This window comes from Aquimarina spinulae, assembly GCF_943373825.1.
GTDB lineage: Bacteria > Bacteroidota > Bacteroidia > Flavobacteriales > Flavobacteriaceae > Aquimarina > Aquimarina spinulae.
In genome coordinates, this window is record NZ_CALSBP010000001.1 from 1,067,369 (window position 1) to 1,089,098 (window position 21,730).

Sequence of the window (21,730 nt, forward strand, 5' to 3'; positions counted from 1 at the left end):
ACAGCTTTCTTTGATAAAGTCGAAATTCATGAATTATCGTTACTTATAAATTAAATTTTGAGATTATGTAAAAGAAGGGTTTTTGAAAGTAGTTGATAATTATGTTGTTAAGGTGGTTTCTTCTTTCAGAAAGTTTGAACTCTTTTCTTTAGAGGTTTTTTAATTTTATGGTAACAGATTTGGTGAAATTATTAATGATATTTCTTCGTTTAATTTGTTATTAAAGAGTTAGCTGGAATCATCTCCAATTATCATACCTTACAAAAGCCTCCATAGCAGCATAATCTGCTAGCCCAAGGGCATTGTATTTTTGTGCTGTATCTCTATTTCGTTCTTCTGCTCGCATCCAGAATTCTCTTGAATCTTCTCCCTGAAACATGACTCCATCTTTTTGTGATTGATGGCAAAAAATAGCATGTCGTTTTTTTAGTACTTGATCCGGACTCATAGGTACAGCCATTTCAATTTCATGAACATCCCATTCGTGCCATGCGCCTCGATATAACCAAACCCAACAATTTCTCATATAAGGCTTTGTCTTTAACTCTTCTAAAGCTTTAAATAAAGCATCTAAACATACTTTATGAGTCCCATGAGGATCTGCCAGGTCACCTGCTGCATAAATCTGATGTGGTTGTATTTCTTCTATTAGTTTACACATGATAGCAATGTCTATCTCTGATAATTTGTCTTTTTTTATTTTACCTGTTTCATAAAACGGTAAATCTAAAAAATGAACATTAGTATCGTTTAACCCCAAATAACGTGTTGCTGCAAATGATTCACTTCTTCTGATTAGCCCTTTCAACTGCCTTATTTCTATAGTATCCACAGCATATTCGTTTGTATTAGACAACGTATTAATAATGTTTTGGGCAACCGTTGAATCTGAATTTAATTTTTGACCTACCTCAGCAAACTTTAAAGCTTCTTGATTTGATACGGCTATATTACCAGATGTTTGATAGGCCACATGAACATCATGCCCCTGCTCAACTAACCTATCAAAAGTACCTCCCATAGAAATCACATCATCATCGGGATGTGGACTAAAAATAATGACTCTCTTTTTGGCTGGATTTGCTCGTTCTGGCCTATTCGTATCATCGGCATTAGGTTTACCTCCGGGCCATCCCGTGATAGTATGTTGTAATTTATTAAACATTTTAATATTTAAATCATAAGCAGAACCTTTTTGTGCTAATAATCCAGACATTCCATTATCGTTGTAATCCTTATCAGTTAGACTTAAAATATTTTTTTGGGTTAATTCGCACAGCCAGATAATTGCTTTATTCTTTAATGCACCTGTCCAGGTTAATGAACAGACCAACCAAGGTGTTTTGTTTCTAGTTAATTCTGACCCTGCTTCGGTATCCAATACAAAAGTTGTATTTTGATGATCTTGAAGATAGGAGGCAGGTACTTGAGAAGAAATATCTCCTTCTATTGTTTCTTTGATAATTGATGCTTTGTGCTGTCCCCATCCTAACAATACGATACGTTTTGCCGCTCTTACTGTAGCAATTCCCATGGTTATAGCTTTTCTGGGAACATTTTCTATACCTAAAAAAGAAGGAGCAGCATCTACTCTGGTAATATGATCTAATGTAATCATTCTTGTGCCCGAGTTATAATGTGATCCAGGTTCGTTGAAACCTATATGGCCTGTTCTTCCTATACCTAATAATTGAAAATCTAAACCACCTGCTTCTTTAATTTTCATTTCATAATCTATACAATACTGATAGAGACCATCACTATTTATTTTCCCATCAGGAATATGAACGTTTTCAGGAGATATATCAATATGATCAAAGAGATGTTCATACATGAAGTAGTAATAACTCTGTATATTTTCTATATCCATTGGATAATACTCATCTAAATTAAAGGTTATCACATTTTTAAAACTTAAGCCTTCTTCATGATGCATTCGCACCAATTCTTCATATACCTTAATTGGCGAAGAGCCTGTTGCTAATCCTAAAACGCAGGGTTCATTTTTTTGCGATTTCTCTTTTATAAGATTCGCTATTTCCTTTGCCACTACTAAAGAGGCTTTATTAGAATTTTTAAAAATTACGTTGTGTATTTTCTCGAATCGTGTTTCCTCAAATTGACCTGCTGGTTTATAATTGATATCCATCTTTCTTTTAATTACAGTTTATAACACATTAGCTTTAATTCTACTCCACATTTTCAGAAGTAAATATCCAGAAACAATGGCTAGTTCGGTTAGTATCAGGGCATATGTTATGTGTCCATATATCCAATATCCTGTGGCAAACATGATGCTATATATCAATATACACCCTAGTAGCATTGCCGTAATTCCAGAAGGTACACTCCAGCTTTTTGAGGTGTTTTTTTCTAATTTTTCTTGATCAATTATGTGGTGCCACCCAGGTCCTCCCGGTTGCACTTTCATATAAAAATTAGACAATACTTCTTTACTTTCTGGCTTGGTTAAATACGTGGCTGTCAACCAAGCAATAGTGGTTAGAAAAACGACTACCGGAAATTCTGACCAATCTGGAAATATACCGTCTTCGACACCAAAGAAGTAGATACCAGCTGGTGTTAATTTTAGCACTAAAGAAATGATTCCAGAGGTAAACATCGCTGTAATTTCACTCCAGGCATTAATACGCCACCAGAACCATCGTAAAATAAATATCAAACCTGTTCCTGCTCCAAAAACCAATAACACTTCGAATAACTGTAAAGCATTTTGTAAAAGCAATGCCAAAAATGCACTCAAGATCATCAATACTACTGTTGCAATTCTACCTACTGCCACCAATCGCTTCTCGGATGCATTTGGATTAATTTGTTGTTTGTAGAAATCATAAACGATATAAGAAGATCCCCAATTTAATTGTGTAGAAATGGTACTCATATATGCAGCAACCAAAGAGGCTAATACTACACCTAATAATCCACTTGGTAATTTGGTTAGCATTGCAGAATAGGCTAAATCATGACCTAGTTTATCCTTTGTAATATCAGGAAAGGCTTCCTGTAAACTTGCGAGATCAGGAAATACCACTAATGATGCCAGTGCTACAATAATCCAGGGCCATGGGCGTAATGCATAATGCATTATATTAAAAAAGAAAGTTGCTCCTATTGCATGGTTTTCATTTTTGGCAGCCAACATTCGTTGTGCGATATAACCGCCGCCGCCCGGTTCTGCTCCAGGATACCAAGAACTCCACCATTGTACCGCCAATGGTATTATTAGTAATGTGATTATAGCACGTTTATCATTAAGATCGGGAAGTATTGAAAGTTTATCTACTACATTTTCATTTGTCATTAAAGATGCTATACCTCCTACTTCAGGTAAATTAACCAAATAATAAGCAGCTCCAATTGCACCACCCATAGCAACAAAAAACAGTATAAAATCGGTATATACTACACCTTTAAAACCACCAATAGCACTAAATATAACTGTAATCAATCCAGCACTAATTACCGTTTGCCAGGGTTCTAAACCTAACATAATACCTCCTATTTTAATAGCTGCCAAAGTTACTGCAGACATTGTGATAACATTAAAAATGACACCTAGATATAGGGCTCTGAATTTTCGTAAAAACTTTGCGGGTTTACCACCATATCTTAATTCATAAAATTCTAAGTCTGTACTCACATTTGATTTTCTCCATAATTTGGCATAAACAAATACAGTTAATAACCCTGTGATTAAAAATACCCACCAAACCCAATTACCAGATACTCCATTTGTTCTTACAATATCGGTAACCAAATTAGGAGTGTCGGTAGAAAATGTTGTAGCTACCATAGATAAGCCAAGTAACCACCATGGCATATTTCTTCCTGATAAAAAAAACTCTGATGAATTCGTTCCAGATTTTTTAGATACCCATATACCAATAAATAAGGTGATCATAAAAAATGCAATTATTAGTACATAATCAAAAGTGCTAAGAGATACCATTATATCTTTTTTAGTTAGTTAATTATTGTAATATTCTACTAGCTAATTTTAATCCCAGCTTAATTTAGAATAATGTTCGTTTAAGTATTTTTTTACTGCAACTATATCTTCTTTAGCCGTTAAATCCGGTACATGTTCAGAAAAGGGTATTCCTATAGCTTCATTTGGATACTCTTTTAACATGTTTAAAAGAACCGTTGGTAATTCTTTTTCATTTCTTTGGGGGTGAACAGGGCAGTTTTTTAAATAGGGATAGATAGCACTACCATTAAATTTGAAAGCATTCATACTAACTCGTAATTTACCTTCTTTATCTTTATAGTTATTAGCTTCTTCTTGAGATGGTTTTTCAATAATATCTAACAAATGATTTGCCTTATCCAATTTTGCAAGTGCAAAACGTGAAATGCGTTCTGAAGGAAATACCATTGTATCTCTATCGTAACTAATAAACGCATTTTGACTTGATGTAGCTCTTAGTGCGAATAATGCTTCTGAGGAATACAAATTATCACTATTGCACACGGTATAATAGTTTCTGTTTAATTCGGGGTATTGCTCAACAGTCTGAAATAATGCATCTGCGGTTCCAAATGGTTTTACTCTTCCTTCAGGAATATTTTGAATTGCAAAAGATATATCAAGTCCATGAAAATCATTATCCTTATCACTATTACCATAAAATTCTTTGAATAATTCACCTTGTTCACTTATGATAATATAAATCTTTTTATAGCCGGCAAGTTTTACATTATATAACAGATAATCCATAAGAGGGCGTCCATTTGGACCAACACCAATAAGGCCTTTGCTTCTTTTGTTTGCTTGCTCAATTTCTTCATCACTTAAGCCTTTAAATGAAGTTTGTTTCTTCATTCTGGATGAAGCGCCGCCAGCCAAAATTATTAAGTTTTTATGCATGGGATAGTTCGTTTTTTGTTTATTACTTTTAGAGTATTCTTGCTCCGGGGTCTACCTCAACTTGGTAAGCATCTTTTCCGCCGGCGTTTATAATTTCATCAATAACTTGTTGTTCTTTTCCTTCTGGAGCAATAGCAACAATACTACCTCCTTTACCCGAGCCAACAATCTTTGCTCCATAGGCACCAACTTTTAAAGCGCCTTCAATCATACAATCAATTTTGGGTAATGTTATTTTTAAAAAATCCCTTAGAATAGCGTGATGTTCATTCATTAATACACCTATTTTTTTTACATCCAAGTGATCTTTCTTAAATTCTGAAAGGGCTTTTTTGGTAATATCATGGTTTGATACAGCGGCATAAAAAAAAGGTTCTAATCTATCCGGGAGATGATGAGATAATTTTTTCACATCTCTCTTTTCGACATTTTCTATATTAAAATTTTCATGACACATTGCCAATGTATGTATAGCTTGCCAAGCGTTTTCTTTTAATTCATTTAAAACACCTATTGTTTCTTTTGGGATACCAGATTCTCCTATAATTAATCCGGGTATTGAGCTATCAAATAATTCATATGAATTATTTTTTCCAGTTTCCAAATACATAATATTTCCCAGGCCAATGCTATATTGGTCCATTTTCCCTCCGGGGTTTCCGTGTTCTAAAACTTCGGCTTCATATGCTATTTGTGAAATCAACTCTGGAGTGATTTTATCGTCTGCTCCAAAAGCGTCTAATAAAAACTGAACCCAGGACACTACTACTGCAGAAGAGCTAGAAGTACCTGCATTTATTGGTAGGTTTCCAGAAATGGTAATATCATATCCAATATTAGGAATACAACCATATCTTCTTAATACTTTAAGTGCTGATCGTAGATGATCTCCTTTTTCTACAAATCCAATTTCATCGTAAATATCAATACTTCTTTTTTTACCAATATCTGGTGTATCGATATTAAAGGTTTTTTCTTCATTTTTTAAAGCCGTTAATTTAATATGTCTGTTTATAGCACATGCTATAACCGGCAGTCCTAAATAATCTTGATGGTCTCCAAAAAGACATGTTCTCCCAGGAGCAAATGAAATCAATTTACTTTTTCTGTTAACTTTGTTCAAAATCATGCTATTATATTCCATATATTTTATCTGCTTTAGCAAAATAAAGCCTCTGAATAATGTTTAATCATCAAAGGCTTTTAAAACTAACTAATTCAACAAACTATATTAAAATTTCGTTTTGGATAAAGTGACGTTATATACTTTGTAATGTTTTCTTTTCATATTTGTGATCTTCTAACAAAACTTCTAAGCTTTTACAATCTATACCGTTATTACTTATTTTTTTTATGCGTTGCATTTACTTTTTGTAGAGATCCTGAACTTTGCAAAAGCGAAAAATCTATATTTGGTTTTATACCATTTGCTGTTCGGGAAAACTCGGTATTCATAGTTGTATTTTCATCAAAGAATCCGCAGTTTTTCATGTAAAATGAATTTCCTTCTACACCACCTGCATAATCAAGTCTGGCTTCATTTCTGGCCGTAGCATCTGCAGTAAATTTAGCCTTAACTAATTCGTGCCATTGACCTTGTGTATCATATACCCATTGATTAGTATATCTACCTTTTCTTGAAATAAAACCTGTATGTGTGCTGAAGTTTTCTAGAAATGAATGAAATCTTTTTAAGTATGTATTGGTATGCGGTCTTCTAAAACTTGCGATTAATTTCCACTCACTTTCTTCTGGTGCATAGAAGTATGCTGTATAATCTGTACTGTTGTTTACCGAGGGTTCTCCTTTTAGTAAAAACTTATATGTGTTTTCAGGTTTCCAATCAAACACTTTATAACTCTGTCCTCCAGAGCCTTCTCCTCCAAAACTTCCATCTGTAACTCCTTCTCCTTTGCCTAAAAGAATTACTTTATAATCATCTGGAATTGTACTTGGGTCATCGGTAACAAAGGGGCTCCATACAGAAAATAATATTCTTCTTTCTGTATCTGAGTTAACTTGTATTCCGAAATATCCTTCACCAAAACCATTCGCCATAAAATAAGATCCAACCACATCTTCTCCCTGGGGTACGGTAATCTCATTATAGAAGTACATTATATCCTTATTTTCAGGCATTTCATAAGTTAAATGAACAGAAGGGCCTCTTCTTCCAAAATGAAAACTAAAGTCTTCTGGTACAAAAGAAACACCACTAGCTGTAGCAGATCCACCGATAAGAATTTTGTTAATATCACCTATGTATTCACCTGCTTTTTGAAGTCCTTGAATTTCAATAAAGTTGTACCCTGATTTAATTATATCAAACATCCCTATTTCAACATTTTTATAAGATGTATTATCAATAACTACTTCTTTTGTTTTATCTCCTACTGTTACTCGAATAGTTGATGGTCCTACTTCTGATTTAATATTTAAACCGAGGTGTAATTCGCCTGTTAACTTTGTATGAAAATAAATGCAAATAACATCATCTAATGATGTCCAATTATGAATACCCGAATCATGAATTAAAATGGCATCCTGCTTAGTACTATTTATTGCCCAACTATTACCTCCTGGAGGGATAGTTATTGATAGGTCTAACTTATCATTACTTCTGGCGTGAAGAGGTTTTTTATCCGAACTACAAGCCAGTATGCAAGTACTCACCAATAAGAGTACGATTTTATGAATTGATTTTTTATAATTCTTCATTGTTTTATATTCATCATCTTTATTTAGTTAACTTCATATAATTGATGCTTACTATTATTATTTACGACAATAACAGCTTTCTTTTTTTGAGTAGTTATCAGCAACATATTTCTCACGTCTTTATCTGCATAAAATCCAGTTTTAGTATTTTTTACAGGCTTAAATTCTCCTTTTGAAATCCCTTTTAGATAAACGCCTATACCTGCATCTGCACGAGTTGTTTCTACCTCTGTATGATAATTATTTCCTGCCATGAGTAAGTCTTTAATCTGATCACCATCAAAATCTTCATAAAGAATACTATTAATCGGGCTCATTTGAGCTTCTGAAGGGAATGGTGTGAACTCAAAGCCAACGTTGCTATTAATGAAAATACCTGACCTGAATTCTGTAGCTTGATAGTGAATAGCGGATTGAAAAGTTTCTCCTAATATTTCCTGAATATCACTATTCGCAAAATCGCTATACGTTTTTATCCTTTCTTTTAAGTATGGTATTTGTTCTGCAGTACAATGTTTACCTCTTACAGGGACTTGTTTAGATTTATAATACTTGGCCAGCATAATATCTTCTGTACCATTGTTATCAAAATCATTTGTATACACATGAAACGGCTTTTCTTTTGAGGCCTTATGTTTGAAGTTTAATCCTAGATTTCCTGCTATTATATCCTTATCTCCATCATTATCGATATCAACTACTAAAATCTTATTCCACCATCCCTTGGTTGATGATAGATTGTTATACATTTCTTTTTTAGAAAGCGCTCCGTTATCATTAATAAAAACTTCAATACCCATCCATTCTCCTGTCGTGATAAGATCCAAATCATTGTCGTTATCTATGTCATTCCATTCTGCACTAGTCACCATACCAATCTTTTTTAGTTCTGGTGCCAAATCATCTGTTTTATCTATAAAGTTTCCACCCTTGTTAATTAACAAATAACTTGTTGGTGCATATGGGTATTTCCCCGGGATTACGCGACTTCCTATAAATAGATCAATATCACCATCCTGATCAAAATCTGATGCTTTTACAATAGAACCTGCAGTATTAATGGATGGTAATTTTGATTTTGATCGATTAAAATTATACCCCCCTTCATTAATATATAATCTATCTTGTAATAGCGGTGAACCTGGATCAAACTCATAGCTTCCACTTACTACATATAAATCTTGATCTCCATCATTATCTACATCAAAAAAGGTAGCGCTTACATCTTCATATAAACTATCTTTTATAAAATTCTGTACAGGTATCTTTTTGAAATTTCCATCTTGTGAAGCAATTAATAATTGTGCAGTTTGATTATGAGCCCCTCCTATAAAAAGATCTTCTAGCCCATCATTATTAAGGTCTGTTTTTGCTATCGCAGGTCCTGTTTGCGATAATTTATGTGGTAACAATAACTGCTTATCAAAATCATTGAAAGGAGTTTCAGTATGTTCAAAATCTAATAAAGTTTCTGTAAAAATCGTATTAGATGCTGTATTGTTACTTGGTTTTACTGTTTTAACATTATTCTTATAGTCAATACTTAATAATTGGTTTGCTTTTATATTAGTAAGATGTTGCCTATTCCCATCAGACCAAATGATCTCTATTTTGGGAACAACAGTATCTTTTCCTAAACCAAAATGTAATGTATTCGACATAGAAGAAAGATATCCTCTAGCGTTTATGAGTTGTCGAGTTAATATTTTTCCATCATTCTGGTATATTTTTATAGTTGTTCCTACTCCGAAAACATTTTCTTTAGGTCCTTTAAAAGTAAATTGCAAAAAATTGTTAGTATTGATCTTTCTTGCATTATTTCTTAGTATTGTTGCATTTTCATCTAAATTATTAGTAACAATGTCTAAATCCCCATCATTATCTAAATCAACATATACAGCACCATTTGAAAATGTTGGTTTTTCATCTGACCAATCTTCAGTTATATTATCAAATTTTAGATTTCCTTTATTCTTAAATAAGTAATTAGTTAATTTTTGTTGTGGTAATTTTTGGGTGAATTGATAAAAGTCTTCCTCTTTTAGGGTATTCCTTTTATCGTTGATCGTATTGTTGATTTTAATGTTCATGTCACGATCGACTACATCTCTATAAATACCATTGGTAACATAAATATCATTAAATCCATCTAAATCAAAATCGGCAAAAAGAACAGACCAACTCCAGTCTGTTTGTGCAAGACCAGACATATGTGCTATCTCACTAAAGGAACCATTTCTGTTATTTAACTGCATTACATTATGCATGTACTGATGATGATGATCGTTTTTAACCATTTTATTAAATCTATCGATAGACATCATAGACATGGTTGTTTTGGATCGTACATGATCTTCTGGGCTCATATCTAAAACCATTAAATCATTAAACCCATCGTTATTAATATCTCCTATATCACTTCCCATACTATAGTATGAAATGTGTTTAAAAAGTGAATTTCTTTTCTCAGAGAAGGTTCCGTTTTTATTATTTATATATGCAAAATCAGGTCCGATAAAATCATTAGATACATAAATATCCTGCCAACCATCATTATTAAGATCTCCTACCTGTGCATTAAGTCCAAAACCTAAATCTGGTAAAATTCCTGCTTGTACAGAAACATCTGTGAAATTTCCTTTTCCATCATTATTATACAACCTATCACTACTTTTAAAGAATTGTGTTTTTTTACTATTCTGAATTTTATTTATATCTATTATCTTACCTGATAAATCAAATTCTGCTGGAGCATTAGTAATATAAACATCCAGATCTCCGTCTTTATCATAATCAAAGAATGTAGATGCAATCGACCGATTAGTATCTGCTAAACCATGACGTTTTGCTTGTTCTGTAAAAGTGAGGTTTCCGTTGTTTATGTATAGCATATTGGCAAGTTTCTCGTCTCCTTCGTACCAACCAGCTCTATTGATATAGATATCTAAAAAACCATCATTATTGATATCAACAATAGATACTCCGGTATCAAATCCAGTTCTTTTTTTTATTCCGGATTTTACAGTAATATCTTCAAACTGAAAATTTCCTTTATTTAAAAAAAGTTTATTATGATAGATGTTAGAAGTAAAGAAAAGATCTTCTAATCCATCATTATTGAAATCGGCAGCGGCTACTCCACCACCAATATAGATGTATAGGTATTTATAATAATGTAATTGTTCGGATTCTAATATTTTGTTCTCAAAAGTCACTCCTGTAATCTCTGTTGGGACTGTTGTAAATAATTTTTCTGATGATAAGTTATCTACTTGATTATTACAAGAATACAGGAGTGTAAGTGCAAAAAACACAATCCAAGTTTTATATGTATAAATCCTCATGTTTTTGATATAAGAATACTTTATATAGTAAAAACAGCATAGACTTCACAAGAAGTCTATGCTATTGTATATTAATTATTCTGAATTAGTGATGGTTGTAAAATGATCTGTTGTTCTGGGATGAATTCTACAACTCTTGGGTGTGTAGATGGTATTTCTAGAAAAGCATTTGTTCCATTTAAATGCGTACCGGGATATTTTCTATTCATGGTACGACCATTTCTATAGACATCATACCTTCTATGCCCTTCATAAGCTAACTCTAATCTACGTTCTTCTAAAACAACATCTAATATGGTTTTTCCTGTTGGGATATTGGCTAATGTATATGTGGGGATACCTGCTCTCTCTCTAATGATATTTATATTATCCAACGCCAACTGATCCACACCTCTTTTTGCTAGGGATTCTGCTTTGTTTAAGTACATTTCTGACAGACGAGATACCATTGGTGACCACAAGTGTATGTCATTTTCTTGTAAGGATGCTTTTAGAATATAGAATTTTGGGTGACCATTACGTTTTTTAAGATCAACCCCTTTAATAACATCCTGTCTACCACCGGTACCATTAAAATAATATATGGTTTTACCATCTACAATTTCAGACTCTACAGTGTATGTATTTCCATTGTCTTCAAACGTGGTTATTCCTCCACTTTCGGTTGTATTTCTAAATTCATATTTATACTCATCGTTTACCCAATACACAGCAGGGATTTCGTTTTGATCACCATCTTTTTCTGGCTGTGGCTCTATAAATGATTTTCTTGCATCGTTAGGGTTTTTGTCGATTAAGTCCAAATATGTTCTCGAAGCATACATCTCTCCCCAACCTTTACCTTCGACATTGGCATAAAAAGATCCTATGGTAAACCAGTCATCAAAGCCTCCTAAAAGATCTGTAGCAGAACTTAATGTTACAGCAAAAATAGCTTCTTGATTTTGATCAGGTATTAATGTATTCATTTTAGAAAATTGATCTGTTGAAAGCAAAGAGTAATTTCCAGATGCAATAACCTTATCAGCATATTCTTCTGCTCTTATATTATCTTCTTTATATAGATATACTCTGGACAATAATGCTTGTGCGGCTTCTTTTGAAGCAAAAGATGCTCCTTTGTTTACTGTCATTAAAGATTCTGCTTTTTCTAAATCTTTAATGACTTGAGCGTACACTTGCTCTACTGTATGTCTGTCTGGTCTATCTGTAATATTTGATGTTAACTTTAGCGGTACCGACAAATTCGAAGCACCTTGATTATAAGGTCTTCCAAATACATTTCCCATCTGGAAATATGTAAGTGCTCTTAGGTAATAATTCTCTCCTAATAATTGATCAGTTTCAGGAGATTCTCCTTCGATAATTTTTTCAATAATTACGTTACATCCTACTACTATTTTATAAGAATTACGCCAAAATCGTTCTACTCTAGAATTGGTTTTTATAGATTGATAATTATACAAAAAGAATAAATGATCAGTTGTACCTCCACTAAGGCTTACATTATCTCCTGCATATTCTGATATTCTATGTAGATCGTCTACCCAACCATCAAAACCTTTATCACCTTTTAACAAGGCATAATTACCAATTGTAGCTGTTTCAATCGATTCTGGATCTGAAAATAATTCATCTACTGAAATCTGCTCATAAGGGTTCTTTTCTAACTCACAGGAATGCAGTATAAATGCAATAACTGGCAGTAGTATTATTAATTTTTTCATACTATATTATTTTTAAATGTTTTTTAAAATGACACGTTAACACCTAATACATAGCGTTTTGGTATCGGATACGTTAATCCAGGACTTCCTGATAAACCAATATTATTAGGGTCATTTGGATTACCTGTAACTGCCGGATCAACACCACTGTACTTTGTAAATGTTAACAAATTGTCTCCGGCTACATATACATTAAAGTTGCTTATTCCTATTTTACTTAAGATATTCTGTGGCAAATTATATGATAGTGTAACATTTGTCATTCTTAAATAACTAGCGTCTTCTAAATAACGAGATGAACGCTTATTAGAGTTATTGTTACCACCTTCAACAACTAAGGGGTGTGTTGCTATATCTCCTGGCTTTTCCCATCTGTTCCAGTCATCGGCTAATACTTGCTGATTGAAAGTAGTATAGAATCCGTCTGAGTCAAACAATTCTCTGGCGCCATTATATAGTTTTCCTCCTTTAGAGAAATTAAAATTGGCAGAAAGTGATATATTTTTATAGCTTAGTCTAGAATCAAATCCTCCTATAAAATCTGGAGAGGATGAATCAACAACTTGTAGAGTAGCATCATTCCAATTACTGGTTTCTGTTCGTGCTCCAGTATTAGGATCAACGACTTCCCACAGTGGGTTTCCATTGTCTGGATCAACACCTAACCATTTTCTTATATACCATGAACTAGAGTCTTCTCCGATTTTAAATATTTTTGACCCTCTAGGGATTTCTGTTTGTCCATCAAACAACTCTGTAATTTCATTTTTATTAAACCCTATATTAAACCCTAAATTCCATTCAAAATTTTCACTTTGTATAACATCGACTGAAATCGCAGCTTCGTATCCTGTATTGGTAAGTCCTCCTACATTCTCCCAAAATCCGCTATATCCAGTAACATCAGGTAAATTCACAAAGTACAACAGGTCAGACGTGTCTTTGTTGTAATATTCAAACGTTGCGCTTACCCTATCAAAAAGTCTTGTGTCAATAGCAATATTTGCTTCATACGATTTTTCCCAACTTAAATCTGGGTTTCCTAATTGATCTAATACTGCTCCCGGAGTCCCAATATATTGTGTATTTAATCTATATGTGCCTTGATATGGGTATAAAGATGATGGTCTGTTTCCTACAGATCCATAACTCGCACGTAATTTAAGCTCATTAATAGCCTTACTATTAAAAAACGCTTCATTATGTATGTTCCATCCTGCCCCCAGTGAGAAGAAATTACCGTATTGGTCATCTAATCCAAAATTTGAAGCTCCATCTCTACGTATAGAAGCTTTTACATAATATCGATTGCTAAACCCATAATTTGCAGAGAGAAAAAATGATTGTAATGCGTAATCATTCTTGAATCCACTTATCTCTCCAGTTTCACTCGCAACATTTAAAACTTCTGTTCCTGCAACAATACCATTACCGGTAACGTCTACATTTTCATACACATAGTTGTTATACTCATATCCTCCTAAAGCAGTTACAGAGTGTTCTCCGAATATATTTGAATATTGTAATATCTGAGTTGTTAATTTGGTAAATCGTTCGTCTATTCTATCATTTATACTACCTCCTGTGGCCAATCCGGAAATTGATCTGGGATCTGTGTATATTTTTGATTTATAGCGATAATATGTGAAATTATTTACTGATTTAAAAACCAGATTGGGTACAACTTGATACTCAAAATCAAAGTTTGAACTTAGGTTAAATGTATTATCAGAGGAGTAGTTCCATTGCTGATCATATAAATAATTTCTTTGGTCTCTACCTAACCAATTAGAGTCTTCTTGTGCATTAATTGGTTTACCTTCTGCATCAAAAGGATTATCCCAGGGCAAGTTTAAATACAATTCATACAAGGGAGCTTCTGCAATTTTATCTCTATTGTCAAAGCTAAACGATAATTTAGGGCTTACTTTTAAACGTTTTGTAATGTCATAATCCAAATTCATTCGATATGTATACCTATCTAATTCATTACCTCGCAAGGTTCCTGTTTCATTATAGTAACCTCCATTAATATATAATTTTAGTTTTTCGGTTCCGGAGGTAAACGATACGTTTACATCCTTAACAAAACCATCTTGAGTTCCGTTTTCGATCCAATCATAATTTCGATCTAATAATTCTGGAGCAAACCAGGGTTGAGAATTTGCAAATTGTGTATGATACTCATATAATTGTCGCGAGTCCATAACTTCAAATTTTCCGGTATTAAAAGTGTTTATAGCTACTTTTGAGCTTACACTAATTTCTGACTTACCTGAAGTTCCTCGTTTTGTAGTAACGATGACCACACCATTTGCTCCACGAGATCCATAAAGTGACGTCGCAGAAGCATCTTTAAGTACCGATACAGATTGAACATCATTTGGATTAACTATAGGTATACTATGTTGTATTACACCATCAATCACCCATAATGGGGTTACTCTACCTCCTAAAGATGAAGAACCTCTTATTAATATATTTGGTACGGATCCCGGACTACCACTGGAAGCTCCCAAACGCACCCCTGCAACTTTTCCTTGTAACATAGTCGTCACATCAGGAGTTGTAATATCTCTTAGTTCTTCAGATTTGATATTCACTATCGATGAGGTGATTGTTCCTCTCTTTTGTGCGCCATAAGCCACAACAATAATTTCCTCTAATTGACTAACATCTTCTTGTAGGGTAGCATTTATTTTTGTTTGCTCATTTACCACTATTTCCTGTGAAATAAATCCTACATATGATATTTCAAGAATATCTTTTTCGTTAGCTCCTATGGTATAATTTCCATCAAAATCCGACGATGTTCCTTTTGTAGTGTTTTTGATTAAGATAGAAGCTCCAACGATAGGTCTACCCGTCGTGTCATAAATTGTTCCTGTTATTGTTTTTTCTTGAGCTAATATGCTACTTGTGAGAGTACATATGACGACCAATAGAATAATTTTTAATTTTTCCATATATTATGATTTAATGATTTAATACTTACTTTTTATCCAATTATAAGGTTTACGTTTTACCCACATTCCTCTTGTGAAATCAGGAAAATCTTGAGGTTCTCCATTATTTTCAATAGATAATTCTGACAATGGTGTAATTGCACTCCAAGCTGCTGCATCATAAGCATCAAGAGGTGGAGCAATATTTTCTTTTGCAGATTCTACAAACGCGTTTAGAACAAAGAAATCCATTCCTCCGTGGCCTGTACCAGTAGCTAATTCACCATACTTCTGCCATAGAGGATGATCATATTTTTTGAGCCATGGATCTGCATTATCCCATTGGTGTGGTTTTGATTGTCCTTCTATATACATTCTGTTACCATCAACTTCCCATAATCCATCGGCTCCTTGTACTCTAAATCCTAATGAATATGGTCTTGGCAGATTACAATCATGTGTTACAATGATTGTTTCTCCTTTGGCGGTTTCGATTGTAGTAGTAATAACATCTCCTTGCTTAAATTTTACTTTTGCATTTGGATGCTCTTTTCCTCCATGTTTTACAATATAATTATGTAGTCCAATAGCTTTTGTTGCATTAGAACTTAGTGAAGTAAAACGATTGCCTCTATTAACATCGCACATTGTAGCGATTGGTCCCACGCCATGAGTAGGGTACACATCTCCATTTCTTAGTACAGAATGTTGGGTTCTCCATTTGGATTCTGATATTCCTTTTTCTCCAAATTCAACACCTTTACCATATGCAGATTTCCCATCGTTTAATTTTACAAAACGAAGATCATGTTGATAACCACATCTAAAATGAACCAATTCTCCAAAAACGTTTTGCTTTACCATGTTTAGAATAGCAAGAACATCTCTCCGATAGTTTACATTTTCTAAGATCATTAAATGAGTCCCGGTTGCTTCATGAGTATTTACTAAATCCCAACATTCTTCAATAGTATTGGCTGCAGATACCTCTAGACCGGTATATTTTCCTGCTTTCATAGCATCTACAGCCATTTTAGTGTGCCACAACCAAGGTGTAGATATTATTACTGCATCGACATCTTCTAATTCTAGTAAATTTCTGTAATCAAGATCGCTGTTTCCAAAAACTTTAGGCTTTGAAAAATTGGCTTCATCTATTTTCTTTAATGCTATTTTTATTCGCTCAGGATCTATATCACAGATAGCGGTTATATCTATATCTTTTCTATTAAGAGCATTGTTAAAATGGTTCATTCCTCTTAATCCTACCCCGATGAAAGCCAATCTAAGCTTCTTATCTGTTAGGTTAGTGGTCGCTCCAAAAGATAAGTTTGAAAGTAGTGATATACCTGCACTGGCAAGTGCGGTTTTTTTAACAAAATTTCGTCTAGAATTCATTTAAGTTATTTATATGTTAAACTATGAGAATTCAAATATGACGGATACATTCCTTATTGAAGATGATATTTTAAGCGTTTAGGAGTACTATTTAAGACTTAATTACATCAATGCTTATTTTCTCCTCTTTTTTGACGAATTAGACTACTTTTTAAGGCGTTCTTCTAATCTTTTAAAGCTGTTTTTGGTGATTTTTATTAATATATTTAACACTACTTTAAGTAATAGTTTGTCATAGTTGTTAAAAATTTAATATTAAAGTATAAACTTGAGATTGTATGAATAACATCTCATGTGTGTAATTTTCATATTAGTACAATTACAGAAAATCATATTGTTAAATAATTGTAATAGAATACTAAGAGGTATTTTACTAAAAAATGAGTGTTTTATGTCTAGATTAAAAATCTATCTTTTACTAAACATTTTTATGTCATGCTCCCTTTTCTTGCATGGTCAAAATCATACAAGTTTTAGACATCTTTCACCTATAAATGATAATAAATTTGTTATCCCTACTAAAACTGTACAGGATTCATTTGACAATATTTGGATGTTATGCGCTGATGGAATATTAGTTTACAATGGGTATGATTATAAACTAATTAAAAATGAGATGATTTTTTCGAATATTCAGCATAATGATTTTATAAACAATATGCTTGTTGATTATAACAAGAATATATGGATAACCTCTCAATTTGGATTGATATCGAAATATGAAGCGATTGCTAACAAATTTGAAGATATGACTATTTTGTTACCTAAAAATGATGTAGTAAGTTCAATCGTAGCAAACAAGAAAAGTATTTGGTTAGCCTCTAAGCTTGGTAACATTTACAGATATGTCGATTCTAAAATGAACTTTATAGCTACAATTTCAGACAACGGTTCTGAAATCAAAAATATTATGGATATTGACATATTGAATTCTTCTGAAATATATGTTAGTACCAACAGAGGTACAATTTATAGTTATTCTCTAAAGTTAGAACAGACAACAGAATTAATAGGGCCATTTACAAACTATCCCGGAAATATTATCCTGGCTTCAGATATCAACAATAAGCTTTGGGTAGGAACCGAAACTTATGGATTATTTGTCTATGACCCTATCAGCAAGCAGTTTATTCAAGATTCTTTTTTTGAAGAGGAGAGGTTTAATATCAACAAGGAGATGTTCTTGTCTCTATTTTGTGGTAAGGATGGGTATATGTGGGGAGGAACAGATGGAGGTGGATTGTACAAAATAAATATAAACAACGGAGAGGTTGATTTATTTACACGGCAATATTCTAATGAATTTTCCTTGAGTAGCAATACCGTTTTGGATATTAATGAAGATAACCACAAAAACATATGGATTACTACAAACTATGGTAAGCTTAATATTCTTCCCAACAGAAATAATAAAATTAGTTATCACGAAGGCTCTGATAACAACACTCCTCTTAGAGTATTAAGCATTTTTAAAAGCTCTAAAGATGTTTTGTGGATTGGAACAGATGGATCTGGATTAACAAGAGTGACTTATAATACTGATGGAACCACAAAAGAAAAGCGATACTTTAATGATATATCTCTAAATAGAGGGTTTTATATTCAATCCATTACAGAAGATAATCTATCAAATATTTGGTTCGGAACCTATAAAAATGGTTTATGGTATCACAATACAAGTAAAAACACTTTTCAAAAGATAAATATTTATAACTCTAATAAACAGGAAGCGACAGATATAAGAACCGTGTTTTCTGATTCTAAAGGGCGTATTTGGATCGGATCAAATCTTTCTATTAATGTCTACTCTTCTGATTTAAAACTTTTAGCTGTTTTTGATAATAATGCTAAAGGGTTAAAAGGTACTAACACAGAAAGTATTCTAGAAGATAGAAGTGGTATAATTTGGTTAGGACTTTATAATGGAGGATTATTTCAATTTAATGAACACCACTCAGAAATACAGCATTCTACATTTATTGATCATTCACAAAAAAACAAAAACTACAAAAACTACAAAGACGAAATCCATGCTGTTAAATCTATGGTTCTAGGTGATCCCGGAGAAATATGGTTAATTAACAGATTAGGTAAGTTATTAAAATTTAATACTAAGAATAAAACGTATACTACATTTGAAGATATAGAATCGATTGGTGAAAAAATGTTTATAGCAATTCTTAAAGATGAGAATAATGACTTATGGATGAGCTCTAAAAATAATGGTATAAGTCATCTAGATGTAAAAAAACTTATTCTAAAAACGTATTATGATACAGATGGACTTCAAGATAATATGTTTTTACCCAGAAGTAAGTTTAAAGATACACAGGGTCTTTTGTACTTTGGAGGTGTTAAAGGATTAAATAGTTTTGACCCAAAACATCTGAATAAAAAGGCTTCTGAAACTAAATTATATATAAATAGTATAGAAATACTTAATCAACTCGTTTATTCATTATTACCTCACAAAACTACTACTGGAATATCCAATATTGAATCTTTAAAATTAAAACATAATCAATCTCATTTTTCATTTAGATTTTATGCAATAGATAATATTTTAAATCCAAGTTACTACTATGCTTATAGATTAAAAGGGTTTGATGAAAATTGGATAACTAGCCAATCAGAACGCTTGGCGACCTATACAAATATTCCCTCGGGAAACTACACTTTTGAGATTAAAACAGGAACCAAAAAAGGAGTTTGGGATCTTCCTGAAAAAAAAATAGCCATAACCATACAGCAACCTCTATGGAATACACCTCTGGCTTATGTTTTTTATCTGCTTATCCTCATATTGACTGCTTATGGAATAAGAAGATGGTATTCTTTAAGAAAAAAACTGTTTCTAGAAAAGGTGAGTCATAAAAAAGAAAATGAATTGCATGATTTGAAGATGAATTTCTTTGCAAAAATGTCTCATGAAATTCAAACACCGATTACATTGATCCTTGGCCCTATAGATGATATGTTACAAAAAGCCGAAAAGAATGGAAACTTATTATTAAAACAACGTTTGGAGATTATGTCATATAATACCAAACGTCTTTCTAAAATTGCACAAGAATTAACACTGGTTAGAAATAAAGAATTAGGAGCTTTAAGATTAACAGTAACCAAAAATGATTTACATAAAGACATAGAAAATATCTCTATATCCTTTAAGGAATTAGCCAGAAAAAGAAAGATTGATTTTATCGTGAATTGCCCTAAAAATCTGCCTGCAACCTGGTATGACAAAGAAAAATTAGAACATGTAATTTATAATTTGCTTTCTAATGCTTTTAAATTTACTCCTAAAGAGGGAAATATTTTTTTAAATATTGTGCCGGTTAATAATAAAAAATTTATCAAATTATCTGTCATAGATTCTGGGCCAGGAATTCCAGATGAAGAACTACAGCATATTTTCAAGCTATTTTATCAATCTGATATTGGTAAAAAAAATAAAGGTGCAGGTATAGGGTTAGCGCTCACCAAAGAACTAATAAATTTACATAGAGGGAAGATTAAAGTTAACTCTAACACTATAGAAGGCACAACATTTATTATTAAATTTCCGATTACAGAAAATGCCTATACCGAAACCGAGAGAATCATAACTGATGATGCTGAAGAACCTAATAATTTTTCTTTAGTAGAAAATAACCCTTTAATTAGAGAAGAAGAATTAGATCTATCAAAAAAAACTATTTTAATAGTAGAAGATAATTTTGACCTACAAACTTTTTTAAAAGAGCTGTTACATATCAAATATAATATCATCATGGCCGAAAATGGTGAAGAAGGTTATTATTATGCAAAAAATAATTTTCCCGATCTGATCTTAAGTGATATTGTCATGCCAAAGTTGGATGGTATAGAAATGTGTAAAAAACTTCAAAAAGACCAGGTAACTATGCATATACCTATTATATTGCTTACTGCTAAAAACTCTACGAAAGCTAAAATATCGGGGCTTAAATCTGGTGCAATAGAATATATCAATAAACCATTCAATACAAATGAATTATTATTGAAGGTGAAAAATATTATTTCATCTAAAGAGTATATAATATCAAAATATCGTAAAGAAATTATTAGTAGCCCGAAAGTAAAATTAGAAAAGTCGCAAGACGAAATTTTTCTTGAAAACCTAGTGTCTAACATAAATTTAAGAATAGAAGATGCTGATTTTAAAATGGAAGAACTTGCCGAATCCTTGCATATGGGATATTCTAGTCTTTATCGAAAATGTCATGCATTAACAGGAAATAGCCTAGTGGATTTTGTGAGATTGATTCGTTTGAAAAAAGCTGCTGTCTTAATTACAAAATATGGTTATAATATTTCTGAAGCATCCTTTATGACCGGATTTAATGACCCAAAATATTTTTCGAAATGTTTCAAAAAATGTTTTAAAAAAACTCCTAAAATATTCAAAAAAGAAGCTAAAGAAATGGGTACTATTGCGTATCTAAAAAAACATCGAGTAGATACTACTTTTTAATACACTTATATATTTTAAAAATTTAATTAAAATCGATCTGTTGTTTGCGAGAATTTTTAGATTAGAAAAAAAGATTGTAACCCATCTAGGTTAACACAAGATCATAACTCATCCACATTATAGGCTTCAGGTTTTTGAGTACAATCTGATTACGGTTAATTGTTAAACTATTATTAATTATAGTTAAACTTCGTTATGTAATAGTATTACTA

Annotated in this window: 10 protein-coding genes; 1 reads left to right on the forward strand and 9 read right to left on the reverse strand. The window is 32.4% G+C overall.

Annotated features, from left to right (window positions below; genetic code table 11):
- Positions 1-238: 238 nt before the first annotated feature.
- The 9 genes from nagB to NNH57_RS04735 all read right to left on the reverse strand — a co-directional run bounded on the left by nagB (position 239) and on the right by NNH57_RS04735 (position 17,023).
- Positions 239-2,149: a glucosamine-6-phosphate deaminase gene (gene nagB / locus NNH57_RS04695; protein WP_108808348.1), complete on the reverse strand. Its 1,911-nt coding sequence runs from the start codon at positions 2,147-2,149 to the stop codon at positions 239-241.
- Positions 2,150-2,167: 18 nt separating this feature from the next.
- Complete coding sequence (locus tag NNH57_RS04700; RefSeq protein WP_074408449.1) at positions 2,168-3,970, reverse strand: sodium:solute symporter family protein; 1,803 nt, start codon at positions 3,968-3,970, stop codon at positions 2,168-2,170.
- 48 nt (positions 3,971-4,018) lie between these two features.
- The gene (locus NNH57_RS04705; protein ID WP_074408448.1) at positions 4,019-4,891 is read right to left on the reverse strand and encodes a sugar phosphate nucleotidyltransferase; all 873 of its coding nucleotides are present in this window, start codon (positions 4,889-4,891) and stop codon (positions 4,019-4,021) included.
- Positions 4,892-4,919: 28 nt separating this feature from the next.
- Positions 4,920-6,020: a mevalonate kinase family protein gene (locus tag NNH57_RS04710; protein WP_108808349.1), complete on the reverse strand. Its 1,101-nt coding sequence runs from the start codon at positions 6,018-6,020 to the stop codon at positions 4,920-4,922.
- Between the two features lie 209 nt (positions 6,021-6,229).
- Positions 6,230-7,609, reverse strand: coding sequence for a DUF3472 domain-containing protein (locus tag NNH57_RS04715; RefSeq protein WP_108808350.1), 1,380 nt, complete (start codon positions 7,607-7,609; stop codon positions 6,230-6,232).
- Between the two features lie 23 nt (positions 7,610-7,632).
- Complete coding sequence (locus NNH57_RS04720) at positions 7,633-10,953, reverse strand: VCBS repeat-containing protein (RefSeq protein ID WP_108808351.1); 3,321 nt, start codon at positions 10,951-10,953, stop codon at positions 7,633-7,635.
- Positions 10,954-11,024: 71 nt separating this feature from the next.
- Positions 11,025-12,680: a RagB/SusD family nutrient uptake outer membrane protein gene (locus tag NNH57_RS04725; RefSeq protein WP_074408444.1), complete on the reverse strand. Its 1,656-nt coding sequence runs from the start codon at positions 12,678-12,680 to the stop codon at positions 11,025-11,027.
- A 23-nt stretch (positions 12,681-12,703) separates the two neighbouring features.
- Complete coding sequence (locus NNH57_RS04730) at positions 12,704-15,646, reverse strand: SusC/RagA family TonB-linked outer membrane protein (RefSeq protein ID WP_074408443.1); 2,943 nt, start codon at positions 15,644-15,646, stop codon at positions 12,704-12,706.
- 18 nt (positions 15,647-15,664) lie between these two features.
- Complete coding sequence (locus NNH57_RS04735; protein ID WP_108808352.1) at positions 15,665-17,023, reverse strand: Gfo/Idh/MocA family protein; 1,359 nt, start codon at positions 17,021-17,023, stop codon at positions 15,665-15,667.
- 430 nt (positions 17,024-17,453) lie between these two features.
- Between NNH57_RS04735 and NNH57_RS04740 the strand changes: the two genes are divergently transcribed.
- The gene (locus NNH57_RS04740; protein ID WP_159099258.1) at positions 17,454-21,518 is read left to right on the forward strand and encodes an ATP-binding protein; all 4,065 of its coding nucleotides are present in this window, start codon (positions 17,454-17,456) and stop codon (positions 21,516-21,518) included.
- Positions 21,519-21,730: the final 212 nt, after the last annotated feature.